The sequence below is a fragment of the Methylobacterium sp. J-088 genome, from assembly GCF_022829295.1.
GTDB lineage: Bacteria > Pseudomonadota > Alphaproteobacteria > Rhizobiales > Beijerinckiaceae > Methylobacterium.
Map to the genome: position 1 here is coordinate 36146 of NZ_JAKSYH010000139.1, position 21427 is coordinate 57572.

General features: G+C 69.1%; 18 protein-coding genes and 1 pseudogene. 11 read left to right on the plus strand and 8 right to left on the minus strand.

Annotated elements, in window-relative coordinates; genetic code table 11:
* Positions 1–66: 66 nt before the first annotated feature.
* The 4 genes from MKK63_RS15720 to secG form a co-directional block, all read right to left on the minus strand.
* Entirely contained in the window at positions 67–1725 is a 1659-nt protein-coding gene (locus MKK63_RS15720) for a S10 family peptidase (RefSeq protein ID WP_409564518.1), read from the minus strand.
* Positions 1644–2096 carry a DNA polymerase III subunit chi gene (locus MKK63_RS15725; protein WP_244003317.1) on the minus strand — a complete coding sequence of 151 codons (453 nt, stop codon included), beginning with the start codon at positions 2094–2096 and terminating at the stop codon, positions 1644–1646. Before MKK63_RS15725 ends, MKK63_RS15720 begins: the two co-directional genes overlap by 82 nt.
* 58 nt (positions 2097–2154) lie before the next feature.
* On the minus strand, positions 2155–3783 hold the full coding sequence (locus MKK63_RS15730; RefSeq protein WP_244003319.1) for a CTP synthase: 1629 nt from the start codon (positions 3781–3783) through the stop codon (positions 2155–2157).
* 134 nt (positions 3784–3917) lie between these two features.
* Entirely contained in the window at positions 3918–4370 is a 453-nt protein-coding gene (gene secG, locus MKK63_RS15735) for a preprotein translocase subunit SecG (protein WP_244003321.1), read from the minus strand.
* 260 nt (positions 4371–4630) lie between these two features.
* On the opposite strand from secG, the gene MKK63_RS15740 reads away from it, so the two are divergent.
* Positions 4631–5080 (plus strand): nuclear transport factor 2 family protein, encoded by a 450-nt coding sequence (locus tag MKK63_RS15740; protein WP_244003323.1) that lies wholly within the window; start codon positions 4631–4633, stop codon positions 5078–5080.
* Between the two features lie 28 nt (positions 5081–5108).
* On the opposite strand, the pseudogene ppk2 reads toward MKK63_RS15740, so the two are convergent.
* Positions 5109–6020 (minus strand): annotated as a pseudogene (gene ppk2, locus MKK63_RS15745) (polyphosphate kinase 2).
* A 93-nt stretch (positions 6021–6113) separates the two neighbouring features.
* On the minus strand, positions 6114–6875 hold the full coding sequence (tpiA, locus tag MKK63_RS15750; protein WP_243922816.1) for a triose-phosphate isomerase: 762 nt from the start codon (positions 6873–6875) through the stop codon (positions 6114–6116).
* Between the two features lie 183 nt (positions 6876–7058).
* On the opposite strand from tpiA, the gene MKK63_RS15755 reads away from it, so the two are divergent.
* Together MKK63_RS15755 and trpE are read left to right on the plus strand one after the other, a co-directional pair.
* The gene (locus MKK63_RS15755) at positions 7059–8960 is read left to right on the plus strand and encodes a peptidylprolyl isomerase (protein WP_244003325.1); all 1902 of its coding nucleotides are present in this window, start codon (positions 7059–7061) and stop codon (positions 8958–8960) included.
* A gap of 4 nt (positions 8961–8964) precedes the next feature.
* Positions 8965–10482 carry an anthranilate synthase component I gene (gene trpE / locus MKK63_RS15760; protein WP_244003327.1) on the plus strand — a complete coding sequence of 506 codons (1518 nt, stop codon included), beginning with the start codon at positions 8965–8967 and terminating at the stop codon, positions 10480–10482.
* A 231-nt stretch (positions 10483–10713) separates the two neighbouring features.
* On the opposite strand, the gene MKK63_RS15765 is transcribed toward trpE, so the two are convergent.
* Positions 10714–11229 carry a hypothetical protein gene (locus MKK63_RS15765; protein ID WP_244003329.1) on the minus strand — a complete coding sequence of 172 codons (516 nt, stop codon included), beginning with the start codon at positions 11227–11229 and terminating at the stop codon, positions 10714–10716.
* A gap of 240 nt (positions 11230–11469) precedes the next feature.
* On the opposite strand from MKK63_RS15765, the gene MKK63_RS15770 reads away from it, so the two are divergent.
* Genes MKK63_RS15770 through glp form a run of 5 tightly spaced genes read left to right on the plus strand, consistent with a single transcriptional unit; the run spans position 11470 to position 15784 of the window.
* Positions 11470–12084 carry an anthranilate synthase component II gene (locus tag MKK63_RS15770; protein ID WP_244003357.1) on the plus strand — a complete coding sequence of 205 codons (615 nt, stop codon included), beginning with the start codon at positions 11470–11472 and terminating at the stop codon, positions 12082–12084.
* A 36-nt stretch (positions 12085–12120) separates the two neighbouring features.
* The gene (gene trpD, locus MKK63_RS15775) at positions 12121–13158 is read left to right on the plus strand and encodes an anthranilate phosphoribosyltransferase (RefSeq protein WP_244003331.1); all 1038 of its coding nucleotides are present in this window, start codon (positions 12121–12123) and stop codon (positions 13156–13158) included.
* Positions 13155–14063 carry an indole-3-glycerol phosphate synthase TrpC gene (gene trpC / locus MKK63_RS15780; RefSeq protein ID WP_244003333.1) on the plus strand — a complete coding sequence of 303 codons (909 nt, stop codon included), beginning with the start codon at positions 13155–13157 and terminating at the stop codon, positions 14061–14063. Before trpD ends, trpC begins: the two co-directional genes overlap by 4 nt.
* A gap of 3 nt (positions 14064–14066) precedes the next feature.
* Complete coding sequence (moaC, locus tag MKK63_RS15785; protein WP_244003335.1) at positions 14067–14558, plus strand: cyclic pyranopterin monophosphate synthase MoaC; 492 nt, start codon at positions 14067–14069, stop codon at positions 14556–14558.
* The gene (gene glp / locus MKK63_RS15790) at positions 14555–15784 is read left to right on the plus strand and encodes a gephyrin-like molybdotransferase Glp (protein ID WP_244003337.1); all 1230 of its coding nucleotides are present in this window, start codon (positions 14555–14557) and stop codon (positions 15782–15784) included. The genes moaC and glp overlap by 4 nt, the downstream gene beginning before the upstream one ends.
* On the opposite strand, the gene MKK63_RS15795 is transcribed toward glp, so the two are convergent.
* Positions 15756–17672 (minus strand): hypothetical protein, encoded by a 1917-nt coding sequence (locus MKK63_RS15795; protein ID WP_244003339.1) that lies wholly within the window; start codon positions 17670–17672, stop codon positions 15756–15758. The two genes, glp and MKK63_RS15795, sit on opposite strands and share 29 nt — an antisense overlap.
* 268 nt (positions 17673–17940) lie before the next feature.
* On the opposite strand from MKK63_RS15795, the gene MKK63_RS15800 reads away from it, so the two are divergent.
* The 3 genes from MKK63_RS15800 to MKK63_RS15810 all read left to right on the plus strand — a co-directional run bounded on the left by MKK63_RS15800 (position 17941) and on the right by MKK63_RS15810 (position 21405).
* A complete protein-coding gene (locus MKK63_RS15800) occupies positions 17941–19443 on the plus strand; it encodes an NAD(P)/FAD-dependent oxidoreductase (RefSeq protein WP_244003341.1) in 1503 nt (500 codons plus the stop codon).
* Positions 19444–19556: 113 nt separating this feature from the next.
* Entirely contained in the window at positions 19557–20825 is a 1269-nt protein-coding gene (locus MKK63_RS15805; protein ID WP_244003343.1) for a PQQ-dependent sugar dehydrogenase, read from the plus strand.
* A 262-nt stretch (positions 20826–21087) separates the two neighbouring features.
* Positions 21088–21405: a c-type cytochrome gene (locus MKK63_RS15810; protein WP_244003344.1), complete on the plus strand. Its 318-nt coding sequence runs from the start codon at positions 21088–21090 to the stop codon at positions 21403–21405.
* Positions 21406–21427 lie beyond the last annotated feature (22 nt).

Consider the following 21427-nt stretch of genomic DNA (forward strand, 5'->3'; position numbering starts at 1 on the left):
CTGCGGTGCGGATCGCCATCGGCCAGTCGCTAGGTGGTCCCTTACGCGTCGCGAGGCCGCGAACCGTCACGGTGCGTCTTTCGCCTTCCCGGGCGTCGTATCCCCGTCGCGCGCCTTGAGGGCATCCGCGTAGAGCCGCGCCACATCCCTGTGGAACGAAGCCCGCGAATCCGCACGCGTGTAGAACATGTGCCCCCCGGGATAGACCGCGAGATCCAGGCGCCCGGCCGCGTAGGCGGGGGCCTGGGCGAGCAGGAGCTTCGAGGCGAAATAGGGAGTCACGAGGTCCGTGAAGCCGTGCGCCACCAAGACCCGGAGGTGCCCGTCGAGCGCCAGGGCGCCCTTGAGATTCGAGAACACCTCCGGCGCCTGCCGGCCCGAGCCCCAACTCCAGCCGTGGTTCACGGCGTTGTTCAGGAGTTCGTAGCGCATGTTCGGCACGGGCCACTTGAGCGTGCGGGCGTAGAGGTCGAGCATGGCGCTGGTCAGCGGCGCCTGAATCGCAGTGAGCTGTGGATCGTCGAAGTTCGACTGCGTTGCGTCCGGGTTCGGATCCCATCCGGTGATCCCGGTGTCGTAGGCGCTGGCGACGCGGCCCCCGGCCCGGTCGATCTCGCGCTGGACGCTCCGGGTGGACAGCCGCGCGCCTTGTGAGCGCACGAGCGCGGCGTCGAGCCCGACCAGAGGCGCGACGGTCTCGGTCATGCGGGCGACTGCGCCGGCATCGGACGGTCCTTTAAGCAGATCCGACAGATACGGGCCGGAGGCGTAGGCCTCGGCCTCCCCGAGCAGGGCCGGCGTCGGCACGGTGCCCTTCCGCTCCAGCGCACCGGCCGCAAGGGACGGCAGCTTCAGCACGTAGCCCCACGGATTGGCCCGGGGCGCCTCCAGCCATGCGAAATCGAGCACCGGCGAGAGCAGCACCATCCCGGATAGGCCGACGCCGATATCCTCCTGAAGCTTTTCGGCGATCAGCGGACCCCGGAAGCCGCTGTAGCTCTCACCCACGTAGAATTTCGGGCTCGCCATGCGGTCGTTGACGCGCAGATAGCGGGCGATCACGGCCGACAGGGTCGCGGCGTCCGAATCGATCGACCAATAGGCCTTGCCGTTGCCGTCCGCCGCGCGGCTGTAGCCGGTCCCGACCGGATCGATGAAGACGAGGTCGGTGAAGTCGAGCCACGTGCCGTCATTCGGAGTGAGCGCCACCGGCTGCGATGGGCTGATGCGATCGCCGCCGGTCGGCAGCCGCCAGGGGCCGATCGCCCCGATGTTCAGATAGGCCGAGGCCGCGCCGGGGCCGCCGTTCACCGCGAAGGTGACCGGGCGCGGACGTCCGGCTTCAGGCGCCATCGTGTAGGCCACGTAGGCGATCTCGGCCTGAAGCTTGCCCGATTCGTCGACCAGCGGCAGGCTTCCGGCGGTGGCGGTGAAGGCGAGCGTCCGGCCATCGGGCAGCGTCAGGCTGTGCTGCGTCGTCGAGTCGGGCGGCAGGCGGCGTCCCTCAGGACCGCGGGGCGCCTGCCGGGCCTCCGGCTGGGGATGGCCGTGCGGCGCCTCCTGGGCGCCGAGCGGCAGGCGCGCGCTGAACGCCAAAGCGAGGCCGAGCGTGGCGCAGGCGAAACCTCTGTTGCGGATCACGGTCAGGCCTTCTTGTTCCAGCGACCCGAATCGTCCTGCTGCCAATAGGCCACCGTATGGCCGGCCTCCTTGGCCTGCTTCCATTGCTCGCGGGCACGCAGCAGGGCGTCCTGATCGGTCCCGTCGAACAGGATGCAGATCCGCGCGTAGGCGTTCGCATCCGGCGGCAGGTCGGCGCCTTCCACGAGGAAGCGGATCGAGGCCGTGTTGGGATTCACGTCCCGCAGGGTCAGGACCACCGGCTGGCTCCCCGCGTCGGGCTCGCGGTCGGTGCCGTGCGGCAGGAAGCTCTCGTCCGAATAGGTCCAGAGATGGTCGTCGAGCGCCTGAAGGCGCTCCTCGGTGTCCGCCTGGATCGCGGCCTGCCAGCCCCGGTCGAGGGATCGCTCGACCAGGTTCGGCAGCACCTTCTCCAGCGGCTGGCGCTGCATGTGGTAGAACAGGATCTCGGTCACGGCTGCTGAGATATAGGGTCCCACGCTCCGATGCGAGCAGCGGCGCGCCGCCGCGCCTTCAGACCAGGCGGCTCTGCTCGATCGCCGCGCCGACGAAGCCCTTGAACAGGGGGTGCGGCTCGAACGGCCGCGACTTCAGCTCCGGATGGAACTGCACGCCGATGAAGAACGGGTGCCCGACATGCTCCACCGTCTCGGGCAGGAGCCCATCCGGCGAGACGCCCGAGAAGCGCAGGCCCTGGGCCTCCAGCCGTTCGCGATAGGCCATGTTGACCTCGTAGCGGTGGCGGTGGCGCTCGGAGATCTCCGTGGTGCCGTAGATCTGGGCGATCTTCGATTCGGGATCGAGCTTCGCGTCGTAGGCGCCGAGCCGCATCGTGCCGCCGAGATCGCCGGCGGCCGCGCGCCGCTCCAGCTCGTTGCCGCGCAGCCATTCGGTCAGCAGGCCGACCACCGGCTCGGCGGTCTCGCCGAACTCGGTCGAGTTGGCCTCCGGCAAGCCGGCGAGCGCGCGCGCCGCCTCGATCACCGCCATCTGCATGCCGAAGCAGATGCCGAGATAGGGGATGCGCTTCTCCCGGGCGAAGCGCGCCGCGCGGATCTTGCCCTCGGCGCCGCGCTGACCGAACCCGCCTGGGACCAGGATGCCGTTGAGTCCTTCGAGGAACGGCGCGGGATCCTCGCGCTCGAACACCTCGGCCTCGATCCATTCGAGGTTGACCTTCACCCGGTGGCTGATTCCGCCATGGGTCAGCGCCTCGGTCAGCGACTTGTAGGCGTCCTTGAGCCCCGTGTACTTGCCCACGATGGCGATGGAGACCTCGCCCTCCGGGTTGCGCACCCGCTCGGCGATGGTCTTCCAGCGGGCCAGATCCGGCTCCTCGCCGTGCTCCAGGCCGAAATGGCCGAGCACCTCCCGGTCGAGCCCGGCCTGCCGGTAGGAAAGCGGCACCTCGTAGATCGAGGCGACGTCCCGGGCCTCGATCACCGCGGTCTCGCGGACATTGCAGAACAGGGCGAGCTTGCGCCGCTCGTCGACGGGGATGTCCCGGTCGCAACGGCAGAGCAGGATATCGGGCTGGATGCCGATCGAGCGCAACTCCTTCACGGAGTGCTGCGTCGGCTTGGTCTTCAACTCGCCTGCGGACGGGATGTAGGGCAGCAACGTCAGGTGCACGTAGCAGCAGGCACCGCGGGGCAGTTCCTGGCCGAGCTGGCGAATCGCTTCGAAGAACGGCAACCCCTCGATATCGCCGACCGTGCCGCCGATCTCGACGAGCACGAAATCGAACGCGTCGTTGCCTTCGAGAACGAAGTCCTTGATCGCGTTGGTGACGTGCGGGATCACCTGGATAGTCGCGCCGAGATAGTCGCCGCGGCGCTCCTTGGCGATGATGTCCTGGTAGATCCGGCCGGTGGTGATGTTGTCGGCCCGGCTCGCCGGCACGCCGGTGAACCGCTCGTAATGGCCAAGGTCGAGGTCGGTCTCGGCACCGTCGTCGGTGACGAAGACCTCGCCGTGCTGGGTCGGGCTCATCGTGCCCGGATCGACGTTGAGATAGGGGTCGAGCTTGCGCATCCGGACTCGGTAGCCGCGGGCCTGTAGCACCGCCGCCAGGGCCGCCGAGGCCAGCCCCTTGCCCAGGGAGGAAACCACGCCGCCGGTGATGAAAACGTACCGCGTCATGGGCTTCGGTCCATAAAGAAGTGGCCGGCGTTTGCCAAACGCCGAATGCCCCGGCCCGTGTGGGAGCTGGGGATCGCTGGGCGCATTTGACGGTCCGGCACCGGCCGGACCGTCATGATTCGGGCTGGCGCCGTTTAGCGCGACCGCGGCGCGTCCGGGACTCCCGGCTGGGCAGGAGCGGGCTGGGCAGGAGCGGATTGGGCAGGAGCAGGCTGGGAGGGCTGAGCGGGCGCGGCGGCGGGGGCACGGTCCTGCTGCTGGCGCAGCGTGTCGAGCAGGTTGTCGGCGCCGGTCGGCTGCTTGGCGGGCTGACCCGCCTGCGGCGCGCCGGTGTCGAGGATCGATTTCGGCGCCTGCGCGCGATGCGACATCACGGCCAGCAGCAGGCTGGTGGCGAAGAACAGCGCCGCCAGGATCGCGGTGGCCCGGGTCAGGGCATTGGCCTGGCCGCGGCCGGTCATGAAGCCCGCCACGCCGCCACCGCCCCCGCCGCCCAGCCCGAGGCCGCCCTCGGAGCGCTGCAGCAGCACGACGCCGATCAGCGCGAGCACGATGATGAGGTGGACGACGATCAGGACGGTCTGCATCGGTGTTCCGGAGGCGTGGTCTGGTCCGCGCGGCGGTCGCCGCGGGCCGGTCGCGGGGACCGCAGGGCGCGCGCAGGCGGCCGCTGCTCAGGACAACAGCCGCATATCTCGCTCGGCGCATACACCAATCAGAACCCGGCGCCAACTCGTTGATCGCGTGCGGATCGCGCGTTTCCCTCGCACCAATCCCTGGGCTGTGCTCTGATCCGGCGGGTAAGGACGGACCACCCAATCCCCCGTCCCACGCCGGGAAGAACGCCATGCCGATGTCACGCCGCGCAGCGCTCGCCGCTGTCCTCGCCACGTCCACGCTGATGGGGCCGGCCTTCGCCGCCGAGCAGACCCAAGACCAGAGAGCCGCCGTCGAGGCGCAGGTGGATGCTCTGACCAAGGCCATCCTGGCCGGCGACGGAGCCGCCCTCGACATGCTGACCCTCGACGGGCTCAGCTACGGCCATTCGAGCGGCGTCGTGCAGGACAAGGCGGCTTTCATCGCGCCGCTGGCGAGTAAGCGTCAGACCTTCCCGAGCATCACCCTGTCGGACCGCTCGGTTTCGCTTGTTGGCGACGATGCCATCGCCCGCCACGTCTTCACCGGAGAGGTGGTGACGGACGGCAAGACCTCCCCGGTCCATATCGGTGTGCTGCAGGTCTGGCACCGCGACGCCGGCCGCTGGCGCCTGCTCGCCCGTCAGGCTTTCAAGATCTGACGGGCGCAGCCCGCAGCAGGGCGATCGCTCAATATTTCGACGGGACGTGCATCTCGGCCGGGATCGGCGCGCGGATATAGTCGGCGTGCCGGACCCGTGCCGGCAGCTCCACCGCCGGATGTTCCACCGTGCCGTAGGGGATCTGCTCCAGCAGGTGGTGGATGCAGTTCAGCCGCGCGCGCTTCTTGTCCACCGCCTCCACGACCCACCAGGGCGCCTCCGGAATGTGCGTACGCGTCAGCATGTCCTCCTTGGCGTGGGTGTAGTCCTCCCACCGGCGGCGGGATTCGACGTCCATCGGGGAGAGCTTCCACTGCTTCAGCGGGTCGGCGATGCGCATGTTGAAGCGCATGGCCTGCTCCTCGTCGGTGATCGAGAACCAGTATTTCAGCAGCACGATCCCGGAGCGCACGAGCATCCGTTCGAACTCGGGCACCGAGCGGAAGAATTCCTCGACATCCGCCTCGGTGCAGAAGCCCATCACCCGTTCCACGCCGGCCCGGTTGTACCAGGAGCGGTCGAACAGCACGATCTCCCCCCCGGCGGGCAGGTGGGCGATGTAGCGCTGGAACTACCACTGCGTGCGCTCGCGCTCGCTCGGCGCCGGCAGCGCGGCGACCCGGCAGACGCGCGGGTTCAGGCGCTGGGTGATCCGCTTGATCACGCCGCCCTTGCCGGCCGAATCCCGCCCCTCGAACAGCACGACCACGCGCAGCTTGTTGTGCTGCACCCAGTCCTGAAGCCGGACCAGCTCGTGCTGGAGGCGCAGGAGTTCCCGGAAGTAGAAGCGACGGTCCAGGCCGGATCCGGTCCCACCTTCGAGACTGTCGAGACGGTCCTCCTCGAAGCCGAGCTCGATCTCCTCGTCGTAACTGTCGAGGATCTCCCGGCGGATCGTCTCCATCAAGGAGGCGTCGGTGAGGCTCTGATCGTCCGTCATGGTTCGAATCGCGATGGTTGAAGACCGCGTTTCTTAAGCAGGATCGTATGACAGCCCCGAGAACCTTCTGACTGACGCTGCGGGTCCGCGGGCTCACGCGTAGGCGGCGCAGATCCCCAGGAAATCCTCGGCGACGAGGCTGGCGCCGCCGACCAGCGCGCCATCGACATTGTCGACCGACAGCAGTTCGCGGGCGTTGCCGGGCTTCACGGAGCCGCCGTAGAGGATGCGGATCTTCTGCGCCTCGTCGCCCACGAGCTTGTCGAGCATCTCGCGCAGCGAGGCGTGGACCTCCGCGATGTCGCGCGGGGTCGGGGTCCGGCCGGAGCCGATCGCCCAGACCGGCTCGTAGGCGATCACCGTGTCGGCCGCCGTGGCGCCCTTCGGCAAACCGATGGCGAGCTGAGCGCGGACGATGTCGAGGGCACGGCCCTGCTCGCGCTCCTCAATGGTCTCACCCACGCATATGATCCCGCACAGGCCCGCCCGCCGGGCGCCGAGCGCCTTGGCGTGGACGCCGTCATCGGTCTCGTGGTGATAGGCGCGCCGCTCGGAATGGCCGACGATCACGTAGCGGGCGCCGAGATCGGCCAGCATCTCGGCCGAGATCGAGCCCGTGAAGGCGCCGCTCGGCCGCGCGTGCAGGTTCTGGCCGCCGATGGCGATGGGCGAGCCGGCGGCCGCCGCGACGCAGGCACTGATCAGCGTCGCGGGCGGGCAGATCAGCACGTCGATGCGGCCGGCCAGCTCCGGGGAGAGACCGCCGCGGATCGCTTCGACCACCTGGATCGACGCCCGCGTGCCGTTCATCTTCCAGTTGCCGGCGACCAGCGGTCTGCGCCCCGACTGCGTCATTCCTGTCCCGCCTCGCTCTACCGTTCGCAAGTTGCCGCGGCCTACCAGAGCGAGCTTGAGCGTGCAAACCGATGCGGACAGCCGAGCCTTTGCCTGTGGACGCGAATGGTCTATCGCGGTTGGCTTTCAGGACACGCGCCGTCCCGGCGACGGGGCGGCCGCCGAAGGTATCCGATCGCAATCATGCTTCAGGGCATCCGCAACGCCAGCCAGCATTGGCTCGGCAAGATCGTCTTGACGGTCATCTTCACCCTGCTGATCGCGGGCGTGGGCATCTTCGGCGTCGAGGAGTTCTTCCGCGGCGGCGCCAACAGCAACGTGGCCACGGTCGGCAGCACGCCGATCACCGCGGAGCAGGTGCGCCAAGCCTATCAGAACCAGATACAGCGCTATCAGGTGCAGCTGAAGCGCGCGCTCACCCCCGATCAGGCGCGGATGCTCGGCCTCGACCGGCAGGTCATGGCTCAGCTGATCACCGAGGCCGCCCTCGACCAGAAGACGCATGATCTCGGCCTCGCTGTGCCGGATTCCGCGGTGATCCGGGCGATCCACGACGAGAAAAGCTTCCAGAACGCGCAAGGGCAGTTCGAGCCGCAGCTCTTCTACCAGACCCTGCAGCGGGCCGGGTTGAACGAGGGGATGTTCGTACGCGAGCAGCGCTCTGTGATCGCGCGCCTGCAGCTCGCCGAAGCCGTCTCGGCCGACCTGCACGTGCCGGTGGCTTTGCGCGAGGCCGTCCACCGCTACGCGACCGAGCGCCGCGCCGCGTCGTACCTGATGTTGACCCCCTCGACCGCCGGTCAGATCCCGGATCCGACCGACGAGGAGCTGAAGACCTGGTACGAGGCCAACAAGTCGGGCTTCCGCGCGCCGGAATTCCGCACCGCCAACCTTCTGGTGGTCGATCCGGACGCGATGGCCAAACCCGATGCGATCAGCGAGGCCGATGCCCGCGCCGCCTACGCCCTGAACAAGGACCGTTTCGGAAGCCCGGAGAAGCGCACGATCCAGCAGATCGTCTTCCCCGATCGGGCCGCCGCCGAGGCCGCTCGCAAGGCGATCGAGGATGGCTCCAAGACCTTCGAGGCCGTCGCCACGGAGCGCGGCACCGACGACAAGGACCTCACCCTCGGGACGCTCAGCAAAGCCGAGCTGTTCGACACCGTGGTGGCCGACGCCGCCTTCGCGCTGCCGGAGGGCGGCGTGAGCCAGCCGGTCCAGGGCCGCTTCGGCACCGTGCTCCTGCGCGTGACCAAGATCGAGCCCGGGACCGTGAAGCCGTTCGAGGCGGTGGAGGGCGAGATCCGCAAGGGCCTTGCGCTCGCCCGCGCCCGCGACGCCATGGAGACGACCCGCGACGCGATCGAGGATCAGCGCGCCGGCGCCAAGCCGCTCACCGATATCGCGGCGGAGCGCGGCCTCACGCTGATCGCCGTGAAGGCCGTGGATCCGAACGGCAAGGATCCCGAGGGGAAGAAGGTCGCCGGCATCCCGGATGCCGACACCACGCTGCCGGCCCTGTTCCGCGCCGAGATCGGCGGCGACAACGAGCCCCTGCGGACCAAGGCCGGCGGCTACGTCTGGTACGACGTGACCAACATCGACCCCGCGCACGACAAGCCGCTCGATCAGGTGAAGGACGGCGTGAAGGCCGGCTGGACCGCCACCGAGATCGCCAAGCGCCTCCAGACCAAGGGGCGCGAGCTGGTGGAGAAGCTCAACACGGGCGAGTCCATGGAGGATGTCGCCAAGGACGTCGGCGTCAACCTGCAGGAAGCGCAGGACCTGTCGCGCAATCAAGCCAAGGACATGCTGACGGCCGACGACGTCAACCTCGTCTTCGCGACGCCGGTGGGCAAGGCCGGCACTGCGGCGGCGAACGATTCGCGCGCTGTGTTCAAGGTGACGTCCGCGACCGTGCCGGCCTTCGTGGCCGAGAGCCCGAGCGACAGGACGATCGGGCAGAACTTCCAGGCCGCGCTCGCCGACGACGTGCTGTCCGAGTACATCACCGAGGTCCAGAAGAACGCCGGCGTGAAGGTCGACGCGACGGCCCTGCGCCGGGCCATCGGCGGCGAGTATTGAGGCGATGGCCGAGGCTCCCGACTACGCGGCCTTCGCGGCGCGCTACGAGGCCGGCCAGCCGAGCGTCGTCGCGCTGAGCCTCGTGGCCGATCTGGAAACGCCGGTGGCCGCCTTCCTCAAGCTGCGCGCGCGGCATGCGGGGCCGGCCTTCCTGCTGGAATCGGTCGAGGGCGGCGCCGTGCGCGGGCGCTACTCGATGATCGGCCTCGATCCGGATCTCATCTGGCGCTGCCGGGATGGCGCGCCCGCGATCGCCCGCGGGGCCGACCTGACCCGGTTCGAACCCGACGACCGGGCGCCGCTTTCGAGCCTGCGTGCCCTGATCGCCGAGAGCGCCATCCGCGACGAAGGCCAGGATCTGCCGCCCATGGCGGCGGGCCTGTTCGGCTATCTCGGCTACGACATGGTCCGCGCCATGGAGCGGCTGCCGGAACCGAACCCCGATCCGCTGGGCGTGCCCGACGCGATTCTGGTCCGGCCGCGGGTGATGGTGGTGTTCGATTCGATCCGGGACATCATCACCGTGGTTTCGCCGGTGCGGCCCGCCGTCGGTCTCGGCGCCCGGGCGGCCTACGAGGACGCGCTTCAGCGCCTCGATCGGGTGGCTGAAGCCCTGGAAGGGCCGCTGCCGATCGAGGCCCGGGTAGACCTGTCCGCGGTCGCCCATCCCGAGCCGGTCTCGAACACGACGCCGGACGATTTCTCCGCCCGGGTGGCGCGCGCCAAGGAGTACATCGTCGCGGGTGACGTGTTTCAGGTGGTGCTGTCGCAGCGTTTCTCGGCGCCGTTCACCCTGCCGGCCTTCAGCCTGTACCGCTCGCTCCGGCGCACCAACCCGGCTCCGTTCCTCTGCTATCTCGATTTCGAGACCTTCCAGATCGTCTGTTCCTCGCCGGAGATCCTGGTGCGGGTGCGCGAGGGCACCGTCACGGTGCGCCCGATCGCCGGCACCCGCCGCCGCGGCGCGACACCGGCCGAGGATGCGGCTTTGGCCGAGGAGCTGCTCGCCGATCCGAAGGAGCGCGCCGAGCACCTGATGCTGCTCGATCTCGGCCGCAACGATGCCGGCCGGGTCTCGCGGATCGGCAGCGTGCGGGTGACGGATTCGTTTTTCATCGAGCGCTACAGCCAAGTCATGCACATCGTGTCGAACGTCGAGGGCGACCTCGATCCGCGCCACGACCCGCTCGACGCCCTGGCGGCGGGTTTCCCGGCCGGCACAGTCTCGGGCGCCCCGAAGGTGCGGGCCATGGAGATCATCGACGAGCTGGAGCACGAGAAGCGCGGGCCCTATGCCGGCTGCATCGGCTATTTTGGTGCGCGGGGCGAGATGGATACCTGCATCGTGCTCCGCACGGCGGTGGTGAAAGACGGGCGGATGCACGTCCAGGCGGGGGCGGGGATCGTGTACGATTCCGATCCGGCTTCCGAGCAGCAGGAATGCGTCAACAAGTCCAAGGCTTTGTTCCGGGCCGCCGAGGAGGCGGTGCGGTTCGCCGCGCAGGCGAAGCGGGGGCAATAAGTCGGGGTATCCGCCTTCGGCAGTTCCTGCCGCAACGCTTCGATCACGGCTCAGGTCGGTGCGGCGCTCGCCGAAGAGCTATCCGGGCAGCTCTGCGGCCACCTCGGCGCACATTGCGCACTTTGGTTTCGGACCTACATTATGATAGATCTGGCCTGCAGAGAAGGCTTGGCCTCACGAGAGTTGGAGTCGATATCATGGCGTTTTCGACAGAGATCATCAAGTTCTGAGCTACAGGTCTTCAAGAAGCCGCCGGGCATGGTCCTGACGTTCCGGTTGGATTCTGAAGGGCACCTCAAGCGTAGCGATCTTGCGCGCGAGGCTGAGTGAGCTGAACGTTTCACTTCGCAAGACTGTGATCGTATCATCGATCAGCTCGGATAGGTCGTTGAAGTGAATGAGATGCTTCGCGACCCGCTGTGGGAGATAGGAAATATCGTCGTCGAGATTGCTGATAATGCTGCGTTTCATCGATGTCAGGATCAGGACGCGATAGTCGGGATCGCTTTTTACAAGGTTTATCAGTTCGTCCTTGTTCTGCTGCGTTAGCTTGTCCGCGTACGATGCGCTGACGATTTCGATCTCCTGTCTGATCGCCGCGCGCAGCCTCTTTTTCTTGAAATGTGTCGATAGCAGCAGGCCCGCTATGGCGGCCGCAACACTGGCTTCGACCCGACCCCCGTAATCACCCTTCGCGAATTCCCAGATGATATGAAGCAGATCGGGAATTGTCATGTCGACGGCCATCGAGAATGTGCGTGACTTCATGTACGGGCGCGGCCGGATCTAGTCTAGAACGAGGTGTCAAATCATGTGCTGCGCATAACTGTAACTTTCGAGTGGTTGCGCGCTCAGAGTGGGTGGGCCGGTAGTCGGGTTCGCTGCCGACCGATCCTGAAGGTGCGCCAACTTGGTTGCGAGGCATGCACGGTTGACCGCTCCGCCCCAAGAGGTCACATCGCCCCCATGCCCGAGCGTGCCGCCGCGATGCCCAACGTCCTCGTCATCGACAACTATGATTCCTTCACGTGGAATCTCGTCCACCTGATCGGCCCGCTCTGCGGCGCGATCGACGTGGTGCGCAACGATGCGCTGACGGTCTCCGACATTCGCGCCAAGGCCCCGGACGCGATCGTGCTGTCGCCCGGCCCCTGCACCCCCAACGAGGCGGGCGTGTGCCTGGACGTGGTGCGGGACCTGTCGGACGAAATCCCGATCTTCGGCGTCTGCCTCGGTCTCCAGGCGATCGGCCAGGCCTTCGGCGGTGACGTGGTGCGGGCGCCGCTGCCGCTGCACGGCAAGGTCTCGACCATCCGGCACGGGGCCAGCGGCCTGTTCCGCGGCCTGAACGACAGTTTCGAGGCGACGCGCTACCATTCCCTGGTGGTCGACCGCGCGAGCTGCCCGGCGGCCCTGAAGGTGACCGCCGAGGCGGATGGCCTGATCATGGGGCTGGAGCACGCCGAGCGCCCGCTCCACGGCGTGCAGTTCCACCCCGAGAGCATCCGCTCGCAGCACGGCACCGAGATCGTGAAGAATTTCCTGGATCTCGCCGCCGCCTGGAACGCGGCGCGTGACAGGACGCGTCCCGACGTGCATTGACCCGCGGGAGGCCGGGGCGGCCCTCCGACAGAGCGCATGGACAGTTTCAGACCCCATCTCGCGAAGGTCGCCGGGGGCCTCGCCCTCGACCGCGCCGAGGCGCGGGCCGCCTTCGACGATCTGCTGTCGGGCGAGGTGACGCCGGTCCAGGCCGGCGCCTTCCTGACCGCCCTCAAGGTGCGCGGCGAGACCATCGCGGAGATCGTCGGCGCCGCAGAGGCGATGCGGGCCCGCATGACCCGCGTCGCGGCGCCCGAGGGCGCCATCGACGTGGTCGGCACCGGCGGCGACCATTCCGGCAGCGTGAACGTCTCGACCCTCGCCGCCATGCTGGTGGCCGCCTGCGGCGTGCCGGTGGCCAAGCACGGCAACCGCGCCGCGACCTCCCGCTCCGGCGCCGCGGACGTGCTGGCGGCTCTCGGCGTGAAGCTCGGGCTCGACGTCGCGGGGCAAGCGCGCTGCCTGGACGAGGCCGGCCTCTGCTTCCTGTTCGCGCAGACCCACCACCCGGCGATGCGGCACGTCGCGCCGGTGCGCTCGGAACTGCCCGTCCGGACGATCTTCAACCTGTTGGGTCCGTTGAGCAATCCGGCCGGCGTCGCCTACCAGCTGTTCGGCGTCGCCCAGGAGGCTTTGGCCGAGCCGCTGACCCGGGTGCTCGCGGAACTCGGCAGCCGCCGGGTCTGGACCGTCCATGGTTCCGACGGGCTCGACGAGATCACCGTTACCGGTCCGACCCGGGTGGTCGCCCTGGAGGAGGGCCGGATCTCCCGCTTCACCATCGATCCGCGGGAGCTCGGCCTGACGCTCCGTGCGCCCGAAGAATTGCGCGGCGGTGATCCCGAAGACAACGCCCGCGCGCTCGAAGCGGTGCTCGCCGGCGCGCGCAACGCCTACCGGGACATCGCGGCGCTCAATGCGGGCGCTGCACTCGTGGTCGCGGGCGCCGCATCGACCCTGGCGGACGGGCTCGCACGAGCGCAGGATGCCGTCGAGTCCGGGGCAGCCCGGGAGACGCTCGCCCGGCTCGTCCGGGCCTCGAACGACCGCTCCCATGGACAGGAGGGCCGATGAGCTCGCTGACGCAAGAGCCGACCCACGCGACCGGCGCCGAGGTGCCGACCGAGCGGCCGAACTTGCTCGCCAAGATCGAGGCCTATAAGCGCCGGGAAATCGCCGAGGCGAAGCTGCGTGTGCCGCTGGCCAAGCTGGAGCGCAAGGTCGCGCAGGCCGACCCGGTGCGCGGCTTCGCGGCGGCGATCCGCGCGCATCTGGCGGAGAACCGGCCGGCTTTGATCGCCGAGGTGAAGAAGGCCTCCCCCTCGAAGGGTCTGATCCGGGCCGATTTCGACCCCGCGACCTTGGCGGCCGCCTATGCGGCCGGCGGCGCGACCTGCCTGTCCGTGCTGACCGACGAACCCTCGTTCCAGGGGCGGCCGGACTATCTGACCGCGGCGCGCGCGGCCTGCGGGCTGCCGGCCCTGCGCAAGGATTTCATGTTCGAACCCTATCAGGTCTACGAGGCCCGGGCCTGGGGGGCGGACTGCATCCTCGTCATCATGGCCTGCCTCGATGACGACGAGGCCGTCGCGTTGGTCGAGACCGCGCATCTCCTCGAGATGGACGTTCTGGTCGAGGTCCACGACGAGGCCGAGCTGGCCCGGGCGATCCCCCTGGGCACGGCGATGATCGGGGTGAACAACCGCAACCTCAAGACCTTCGAGGTCTCGTTCGAGACGGCGATCCGCCTCGGCGCCGGCATCCCCGCCGACCGGATCGCCGTGGCCGAGAGCGGCATCGGCGATCACGCCGACGTGGCCCGCCTCGGGGCGCACGGTCTCGGCGTCGTGCTGGTCGGCGAGAGCCTGATGCGGCAGGCCGACGTGACGGCCGCGACCCGCACGCTGCTGTTCGGCATCGGCGAAGGTGACGACGACAAGGGCGACGGCAAGGACGCCAAGAAGCGGAAGAAGGGCTGAGCGATGGAGCCCGGCGCGACGCTCACCCATCTCGATACCAGCGGTGCGGCCAACATGGTCGACGTCACCGACAAGCCCGCCACCGATCGCACCGCCCGGGCGGAGGGCACCATCGTGATGGAGCCCAAGACCCTGGCGCTGATCCGCGAGGGTGATGCCAAGAAGGGCGACGTCATCGGCACCGCGCGGCTCGCGGGCATCATGGCGGCCAAGCGCACCCACGAATTGATCCCCCTCTGCCACCCGTTGCTCCTGTCGAAGGTCAGGGTCGAGATCGAGGCCGATGACGCGCTGCCGGGTCTGCGTATCGCCGCCGAGGTGCGGGTGCAGGGACCGACCGGCGTCGAGATGGAGGCGCTGACCGCGGTGTCGGTGGCGTGCCTGACGGTCTACGACATGGTGAAGGCGGTCGATCGCGGCATGCGCATCGAGGGCATCCGGCTGACCGCCAAGGATGGCGGCCGCTCAGGCGCCTATCGGGCACCCGCTTCATGAGCGGCCTGATCCCGGTCGCCGAGGCGCTGGCGCGGGTCCTGGCGAGCGTGACGGGGCCGGTCGAGGCCGAGACCGTGCCGCTGGCTCAGGCTGCCGGGCGGACGCTGGCCGCCGACATCGCCGCCACCCGCACGCAGCCGCCGTTTCCGGCCTCCGCCATGGACGGCTACGCGGTCCGGAGCGCCGACGCCGACGTTGCAGGGGCGACCCTGCGCCTGATCGGGACCAGCGCGGCCGGCCACGGCTTCTCGGGCAGCCTCGGTCCCGGCGAGGCGGTGCGGATCTTCACCGGGGCGCCGGTGCCGGATGGCGCGGACGCGATCCTGATCCAGGAGGATGCGCAGGCCGACGGCGCGACCGTGCGGGTGGTCGAACCGGTGGAGCCCAAGCGGTTCATCCGCCGGGCCGGGCTCGATTTCACGGCCGGAGACACGCTGCTGACCGCCGGCCTGACCCTGGATGCCCGGCGCCTCGCCCTGGCGGCGGCGGCCGGCCATCCGGAGCTGCCGGTCCGGCGCCGCCCCCGGGTGGCGATCCTGGCCACCGGGGACGAACTGGTCGAGCCCGGCGCGACGCCGGCCTGGGACCAGATCGTCGCCTCCAACAGTCTCGCCCTTGGCGCGCTCGCCGCCGAGGCGGGGGCGGAGATCATCGATCTTGGCATCGCGGCGGACGACCATGCGGCCCTGGCGGACGCTTTCCGGCGCGCCCGCGAGGCCCGGGCCGATCTGCTGATCACGCTCGGCGGCGCGTCTGTCGGCGACCACGATCTCGTCCAGGCCGCGCTGGCTCGGGAGGGCCTGGAACTCGGCTTCTGGCGGGTGGCGCTCCGGCCCGGCAAGCCGCTGATGCACGGCCGCCTCGGCGACATGCTGGTGATCGGGCTGCCGGGAAATCCGGTCTCGTCCATCGTCTGCGGATTGTTGTTCGTAGTGCCGGCAATCCGCGCGCTTCAGGGCGACCCCCAGGCCGGCGCGGATCGGAGCGAGCCGGCCTTGCTCGGGCGCGACCTCGTGGCCAACGACGGACGGGCCGATTACATGCGCGCGCGCCTCGCCGTCGAGCCGGGTCGGCTGCCGGTGGCGACGCCCGAGCAGCGCCAGGATTCCTCGATGCTGGCGGTCCTGGGCCAAGCCGAGGCGCTGCTGATCCGCGCCCCGCACGCGCCCGCCGCCCGGGCCGGTGATCCCGGCCGGATCATCCGGCTGGATCGCCGCCTGCTCTGAGGGGGGCAGGCGTCACCCGCCACACCTTGAGGGGGCCGGGCAGGCTGAGCGGCACCAGCCTATCGGAATGCGCGGTGCCCCGGGTAAGCCGTGTGGCGAAGGCCGTCTCGGCCTGAAGATCCTCGGCCGGTCGGGCCGGGCAGGCGACGAGGTAATCGACCCTGAACGCCGTCAGCACCCGATCCAGATTCGCCTGTGTGCCCCCCAGCCCCTCGATCGCCGCCGTGAGACCGGGGATTGCCCGATGGTACGGCGCCGCCACGATCCGGTGCCGCGTGTGCAGTAGGATCGCGGGCCCGATGAGAATCGGAGCCAGGACGGTGCCGGGCGGCAAGGTTTTGAGAGCCGCGAGCGCTGCCTCACTGCGGCAGGCACTCGCACCAGCGGGATCCGGCGCCGTCCGCGCGGCGGGTACCAGCGCCGCGGCGAGAACGGCGGGCGCCATCCAGACCGTGCTGATGAGGCAGCCGCCGAGGAGCGCCACGCCCCAGCGGGGCAGGCTGTTTCGGGGGCTGGCAGCATCCCGGAAAGGCTTGGCGCTGTGCCCGTTGCCAGGGAGGTCGGCTCCGGACCTTATCCGTGACGCGCTCCCTCCCCCCGAATCGACGTCCACTTTAGCGGAGAGCACTCGAGCCAGGATGGCCCCTGCCACCAGTGGGACGAAGCCGGAGGCGATGTAGAGGCCGCGGAACTGGAACAGGCCGAGGATCAGGCCGGGCCACAGGAACACAGCCATGACCGCCCAGGCCCGCCGCTGCGGCCCGCGCCACGCCAACCAGGTCGCGGCGGCGGTGGCGAGCACCACCACCGGATAGAACACCAGGGCTTCCCACTGCCCCCGGGCGATGAATTTCGGCAGCGCGGCCATCTCGTTCACGGTGAGCAGCCAGTGATCCCGCACGAGGGGCGGCATGTCGGGGAAGGGGCCGCCCAGGCAGATCGGGAAGGCCAGGGCGAAGCCGGCGAGCAGGATCGCGCCGCAGAGGCCGGCAACGGCAGTACGTGCCCGGAGCGACGCGAGCCGCTCCCCAGCCAAAGTGGCGCAGACGCCCAGGAGGAGGCCACCGAGGGTGAGCCAGAGCCAGGGCGGCGAGAGCGCATCGCAGCGCGTCGCGGTCCACAGCCCGGGCGCCGTCTGCGCGGCGAACAGCGCGGGTGCGGTGACGCCGAGCCCGAGGCCGAAGCCGGCCAGGAGCGGGCGCGCCGGGCGACCGCGCAGGCACCAATCCCCGACGAGAAACAAGGCCGCCGCGGCGATGGACGGCAGCCCCTCCAGCCCGACCGCCAAAGACAGCGCCGCCAACGCGCCGCCGATCAGGCCGCTCCGGACGCCGCCCCGGATCATGCACACAGCGAGGCCGACGATCGCGACGATCTGGACGTTGTGGTGATCGACCCGCCCGGCCGCGAACTGGAGGGTCACGCCGAGGGTCTGCGTCGCCGCGATGAGGGCGAGGATCGCCGCGTGCCGGCCGAAATTCGCCCGCATGCCGCGATACAGAACCCCGCAGTACAGCCCGAACAGCAGCAGCGGCCACAGGGCGGCGGCCAGACCCTCCGCAAGGCCTCGGCCGGCCAACGGCGTCAGGATCAGGATCAACCCCGCGATCGGCGCATCCACCAGCCGCGACCAGTGGCTCGGAACGCCCGCGGGGGCGAGGAAGCGGTGCTGGACATTGTCGTACCAGCCCTGGCCGTTGATGAGGTCACGCACTTCCGCGAGGCGCATGGCGTCGTCGGTATCCGGCACGCGCAGGTGATGGATCGTGGCCCACAGGTCGGCGGGCGGCACCAATGTGGCGAGGCACAGTCCAGCCAGCGCCCACAGGAGCGTACGGGGCGCGACCCGGACGTGCGGTCGGGCGGTCGGCTGCGCCGGAGCGGGCATGGTCTGTCACTGAGACGGGCAGCCGAGGCCCTCGGCAGCGAGGTTGCGCCGACAGGCTTAACGATCGGTCAAGACCGGCCATTTCGGCCGCCTTCAACGCCTCCGAAAAGCCCGGGATTCTCCGGTGACGATCACTTTCGCGCCGGAGATGGGCATTCGCCGACGCGACAGGCCTGTCCCGCCAGCGATTCCTTAACCATGGCTCCGCATCCTCGCGGCAGGTCGGCGCTGCGCGCGTCGTGCGAGCCACGAATCGCCGGAGCATGGGATGAGCCACCACACCGAGACGCTGGTGATCGGCGCGGGGCCTGCGGGCCTCACCGCCGCCTACCTGCTGTCGAAGCAGGGCCGGTCCGTCACGGTTCTGGAGCGCGACCCGGCCCAGGTCGGCGGGATCTCGCGCACGGTCTCCCACAACGGTTATCTGTTCGATATCGGCGGGCACCGGTTCTTCTCGAAATCCAAGGCGGTGGTCGATCTCTGGGACGAGATCCTGCCGAACGACTTCATCGAGCGCCCGCGCCTGTCGCGGATCTATTATCGCGGCCGCTACTACGCGTATCCGCTCAAGGCGTTCGAGGCGCTGCGGAATCTGGGCCTGCTCACCAGCGCGGCCTGCATGGCCTCGTACCTCTACGCCCGCCTGCGGCCGGTGCGGGAGCCGAAGACGTTCCACGCCTGGGTCCGCAATCAGTTCGGCGAGCGGCTGTTCGCGATCTTCTTCAAGACCTACACCGAGAAGGTGTGGGGCATGTCGTGCGATGCGATCTCGGCCGATTGGGCGGCCCAGCGCATCAAGGGGCTCGACCTCGGCTCCGCGCTCCGCGACGGGATCAAGCGCTCGCTCGGCCTGCGCAAGCCGGCCAAGGCCGGCGGCCCCGTGATCAAGACGCTGATCGAATCCTTCCGCTACCCGCGGCGCGGCCCCGGCATGATGTGGGAGGCGGCGGCCGCCAAGATCCGGGGGCAGGGTGGGAAGGTGCTGCTCGACCGCGGCGTCGATTCCCTCAGCTTCGACGCCGGAACCGGCATCTGGACCGTGGCAGCCCGCCGCGCCGATGGCAGCCGCGAGACTTTCACGGCCCGCAACGTGGTCTCCTCGGCTCCGGTCCGCGAGCTGGTGGATTCGATCCGGCCGCGACCGCTCAGCACCTTCAATGCCCGGTCGCTGCAGTATCGCGACTTCCTCACCGTCGCTCTCATCGCGAAGTCGCAAAAGAATTTCCCGGATAACTGGATCTACATCCACGATCCGTCGGTGCAGGTCGGGCGGGTGCAGAACTTCCGCTCGTGGTCACCCGAGATGGTGCCGGACGCGGACCATACCTGCCTCGGCCTCGAATATTTCTGCTTCGTGGGCGACGGGCTCTGGAGCGCTTCGGACGATGAACTCGTCGCGCTCGCCAAGCGCGAGATCGGGCAGATCGGTCTGATCGACCCGGCCGAGGTGGTCGATGCCTGCGTGGTCCGGCAGGCCAAGGCCTATCCGGTCTACGACGCGGACTATGCCGGCCATGTCGCCACGGTGCGGCGCGAGCTGGAGCGGGATTTCCCGACCCTGCATCTCGTCGGCCGCAACGGCATGCACAAGTACAACAACCAGGACCACGCGATGATGACCGCGATGCTCACCGTGGAGAACATCCTCGGCGGCCAGCGCCGGCACGATGTCTGGCGGGTCAACGAGGATGCCGAGTACACGGAGGCCGGCGTCTCGGGGGCTGAGGCGGCGCTCGCCAGCGAGCGGCTGGTGCCGCGCAAGGTCGCCTGATCGGCGACAGGGTTCGGGCCGCGTCACCGGCGTGGCTTGTCCCTCGGACACGCGGCTCTATCGTTGCCACCCGGACCTGCCCGACACCAGGGCGGCCGGGAGGATACGTCACGATGCGACCATGGATCATCGCCGCGCTGCTGGCCGGTGTCGCCGCGCCGGCCCTCGGGCAGGGCGCCGCGCCCGCCGAGACGAAGGCCAAGACCGACGACCTGCAGAAGCTCGAAGGCTTCCACAGCACGAACACGCAGCCCGCCCCCGAGATCCCGCAGACCGGGCGGCGCGCCGACGCGATCCGCAAGAACCTCGCGAAGGTCAAGCTGCCCGAGGGCTTCAAGATCGACCTCTACGCGGTGGTGCCGGATGCCCGCTCGATCGCGGTCGGCCCCAATGCCGGCGTGCTGTTCGTGGGCACGCGCAAGAACAAGGTCTACACCGTCACCGACCGCGACAAGGACCGGGTCGCCGACGAGGTCCGCGCCTTCGCGCCGGGTATCGACTTCAAGATCCCGAACGGCGTGTGCTTCTCGAAGGACGGCGTGCTCACCGTGGTGGAGCAGAACCGCGTCCTGGCCTTCCCGGCCGCCGAGTTCTTCTACGAGAACCCGGACGTCGCCGCGGGCGTGCTGGTCAAGCAGGGCGAGCTGATCCCGGCCGCCGAGGAGAGCTTCAACCACACCGCCCGCGTCTGCCGGGTCGGCGCCGATGGTAAGACCTACATCGCGCTCGGCCAGCCCTACAACGTGCCCCCGGCCGACAAGCTGGACCTGTACAAGAAGGCCGGGATCGGCGGCATCATCCGCATGGATGCCGATGGTAAGAACCGCGAGGTCTACGCCACCGGGATCCGCAATTCGGTCGGAATCGATTTCGCCGCCGACAAGTCGCTCTGGTTCACCGACAATCAGGTCGACGGGATGGGCGACGACAAGCCGCCGGGTGAGCTGAACCACGCCACCAAGGCGGGCGAGACGTTCGGCTTCCCGTGGTACGGCGGCGGCGCGGTGCGCACGGTCGAATACAAGGACCAGACCCCGCCGGCCGACGCGGTCGCGCCGATGGCCGAGTTGCCGCCGCACGCGGCCGATCTCGGCCTGACCTTCTACAACGGCAAGCAGTTCCCGGCCGTCTATAAGGGCGGGATCTTCATCGCCGAGCACGGCTCGTGGAATCGCACGGAGCCGGTAGGCGCCCGGGTGATGTTCGCCAAGCTCGGGGCCGACGGCAAGGTCGAGTCGGTCAAGCCGTTCGCGGAAGGGTGGCTCACCGGCGACGGCGAGTATCTCGGGCGACCGGTGGATGTAGCGGTGATGCTCGACGGCTCGCTGCTGGTCTCCGACGATTCCGCCGGGGCGATCTACCGGATCTCGTACGAGAAGTAGTTTTTTGCGAATGGGCGCCTTCCTGCGCGGAATCCGCTGCCGTCGCAAGCAAGCGCAACGCGCCCCCTCTCCCGATCGGGAGAGGGTTGGGGTGAGGGACGAGAAGGTTCAGGACAGAGCACAGCCTCACGGCACGTATCGGTCGCGCCGCGTTCTGAGAGTTCTCATCCCTCACCCTGTCCCTCTCCCGCACGGGAGAGGGGACCCGCGCGCCATTTGGAGGCGAGCGGGCTCGTATACACTGGTCTTTAGAGTTTGCTCGATGATCCGCCCGCTGCTCCTTCTTGCCGCCACGCTCGTCCCGTTCTCGGCCCAGGCCGGCGACGCGGCTGCGGGCCGGAAGCGCGCGACCGCCTGCCAGACCTGCCACGGGATGGACGGGCTCTCGAAGCTGCCGGAGGCGCCGAACCTCGCCGGGCAGGTCGAGCCCTATCTGGTGAAGGCGCTCACCGAGTACCGCGACGGCAAGCGGCAGAACGAGATCATGAACGTGGTCGCGAAGGAGCTGTCGGACACCGATATCGCCAATCTGGCGGCGTATTATGCGGGGATTCAAGTCGACGTGCTGCCGCCGGGGTAGTGCGCGCGCCTCTCCCTCCCCC

What these genes read in the sequence shown, in the direction of transcription:
- MKK63_RS15720 (WP_409564518.1), bottom strand. Translation starts at nt 1,725, where the DNA reads ATGGAAGCAGGCCAAGGAGGCCGGCCATACGGTGGCCTATTGGCAGCA.
- MKK63_RS15730 (WP_244003319.1), bottom strand. Translation starts at nt 3,783, where the DNA reads ATGACGCGGTACGTTTTCATCACCGGCGGCGTGGTTTCCTCCCTGGGC.
- secG (WP_244003321.1), bottom strand. Translation starts at nt 4,370, where the DNA reads ATGCAGACCGTCCTGATCGTCGTCCACCTCATCATCGTGCTCGCGCTG.
- MKK63_RS15740 (WP_244003323.1), top strand. Translation starts at nt 4,631, where the DNA reads ATGCCGATGTCACGCCGCGCAGCGCTCGCCGCTGTCCTCGCCACGTCC.
- tpiA (WP_243922816.1), bottom strand. Translation starts at nt 6,875, where the DNA reads ATGACGCAGTCGGGGCGCAGACCGCTGGTCGCCGGCAACTGGAAGATG.
- MKK63_RS15755 (WP_244003325.1), top strand. Translation starts at nt 7,059, where the DNA reads ATGCTTCAGGGCATCCGCAACGCCAGCCAGCATTGGCTCGGCAAGATC.
- trpE (WP_244003327.1), top strand. Translation starts at nt 8,965, where the DNA reads ATGGCCGAGGCTCCCGACTACGCGGCCTTCGCGGCGCGCTACGAGGCC.
- MKK63_RS15765 (WP_244003329.1), bottom strand. Translation starts at nt 11,229, where the DNA reads ATGGCCGTCGACATGACAATTCCCGATCTGCTTCATATCATCTGGGAA.
- MKK63_RS15770 (WP_244003357.1), top strand. Translation starts at nt 11,470, where the DNA reads ATGCCCAACGTCCTCGTCATCGACAACTATGATTCCTTCACGTGGAAT.
- trpD (WP_244003331.1), top strand. Translation starts at nt 12,121, where the DNA reads ATGGACAGTTTCAGACCCCATCTCGCGAAGGTCGCCGGGGGCCTCGCC.
- trpC (WP_244003333.1), top strand. Translation starts at nt 13,155, where the DNA reads ATGAGCTCGCTGACGCAAGAGCCGACCCACGCGACCGGCGCCGAGGTG.
- moaC (WP_244003335.1), top strand. Translation starts at nt 14,067, where the DNA reads ATGGAGCCCGGCGCGACGCTCACCCATCTCGATACCAGCGGTGCGGCC.
- glp (WP_244003337.1), top strand. Translation starts at nt 14,555, where the DNA reads ATGAGCGGCCTGATCCCGGTCGCCGAGGCGCTGGCGCGGGTCCTGGCG.
- MKK63_RS15795 (WP_244003339.1), bottom strand. Translation starts at nt 17,672, where the DNA reads ATGCCCGCTCCGGCGCAGCCGACCGCCCGACCGCACGTCCGGGTCGCG.
- MKK63_RS15800 (WP_244003341.1), top strand. Translation starts at nt 17,941, where the DNA reads ATGAGCCACCACACCGAGACGCTGGTGATCGGCGCGGGGCCTGCGGGC.
- MKK63_RS15805 (WP_244003343.1), top strand. Translation starts at nt 19,557, where the DNA reads ATGCGACCATGGATCATCGCCGCGCTGCTGGCCGGTGTCGCCGCGCCG.
- MKK63_RS15810 (WP_244003344.1), top strand. Translation starts at nt 21,088, where the DNA reads ATGATCCGCCCGCTGCTCCTTCTTGCCGCCACGCTCGTCCCGTTCTCG.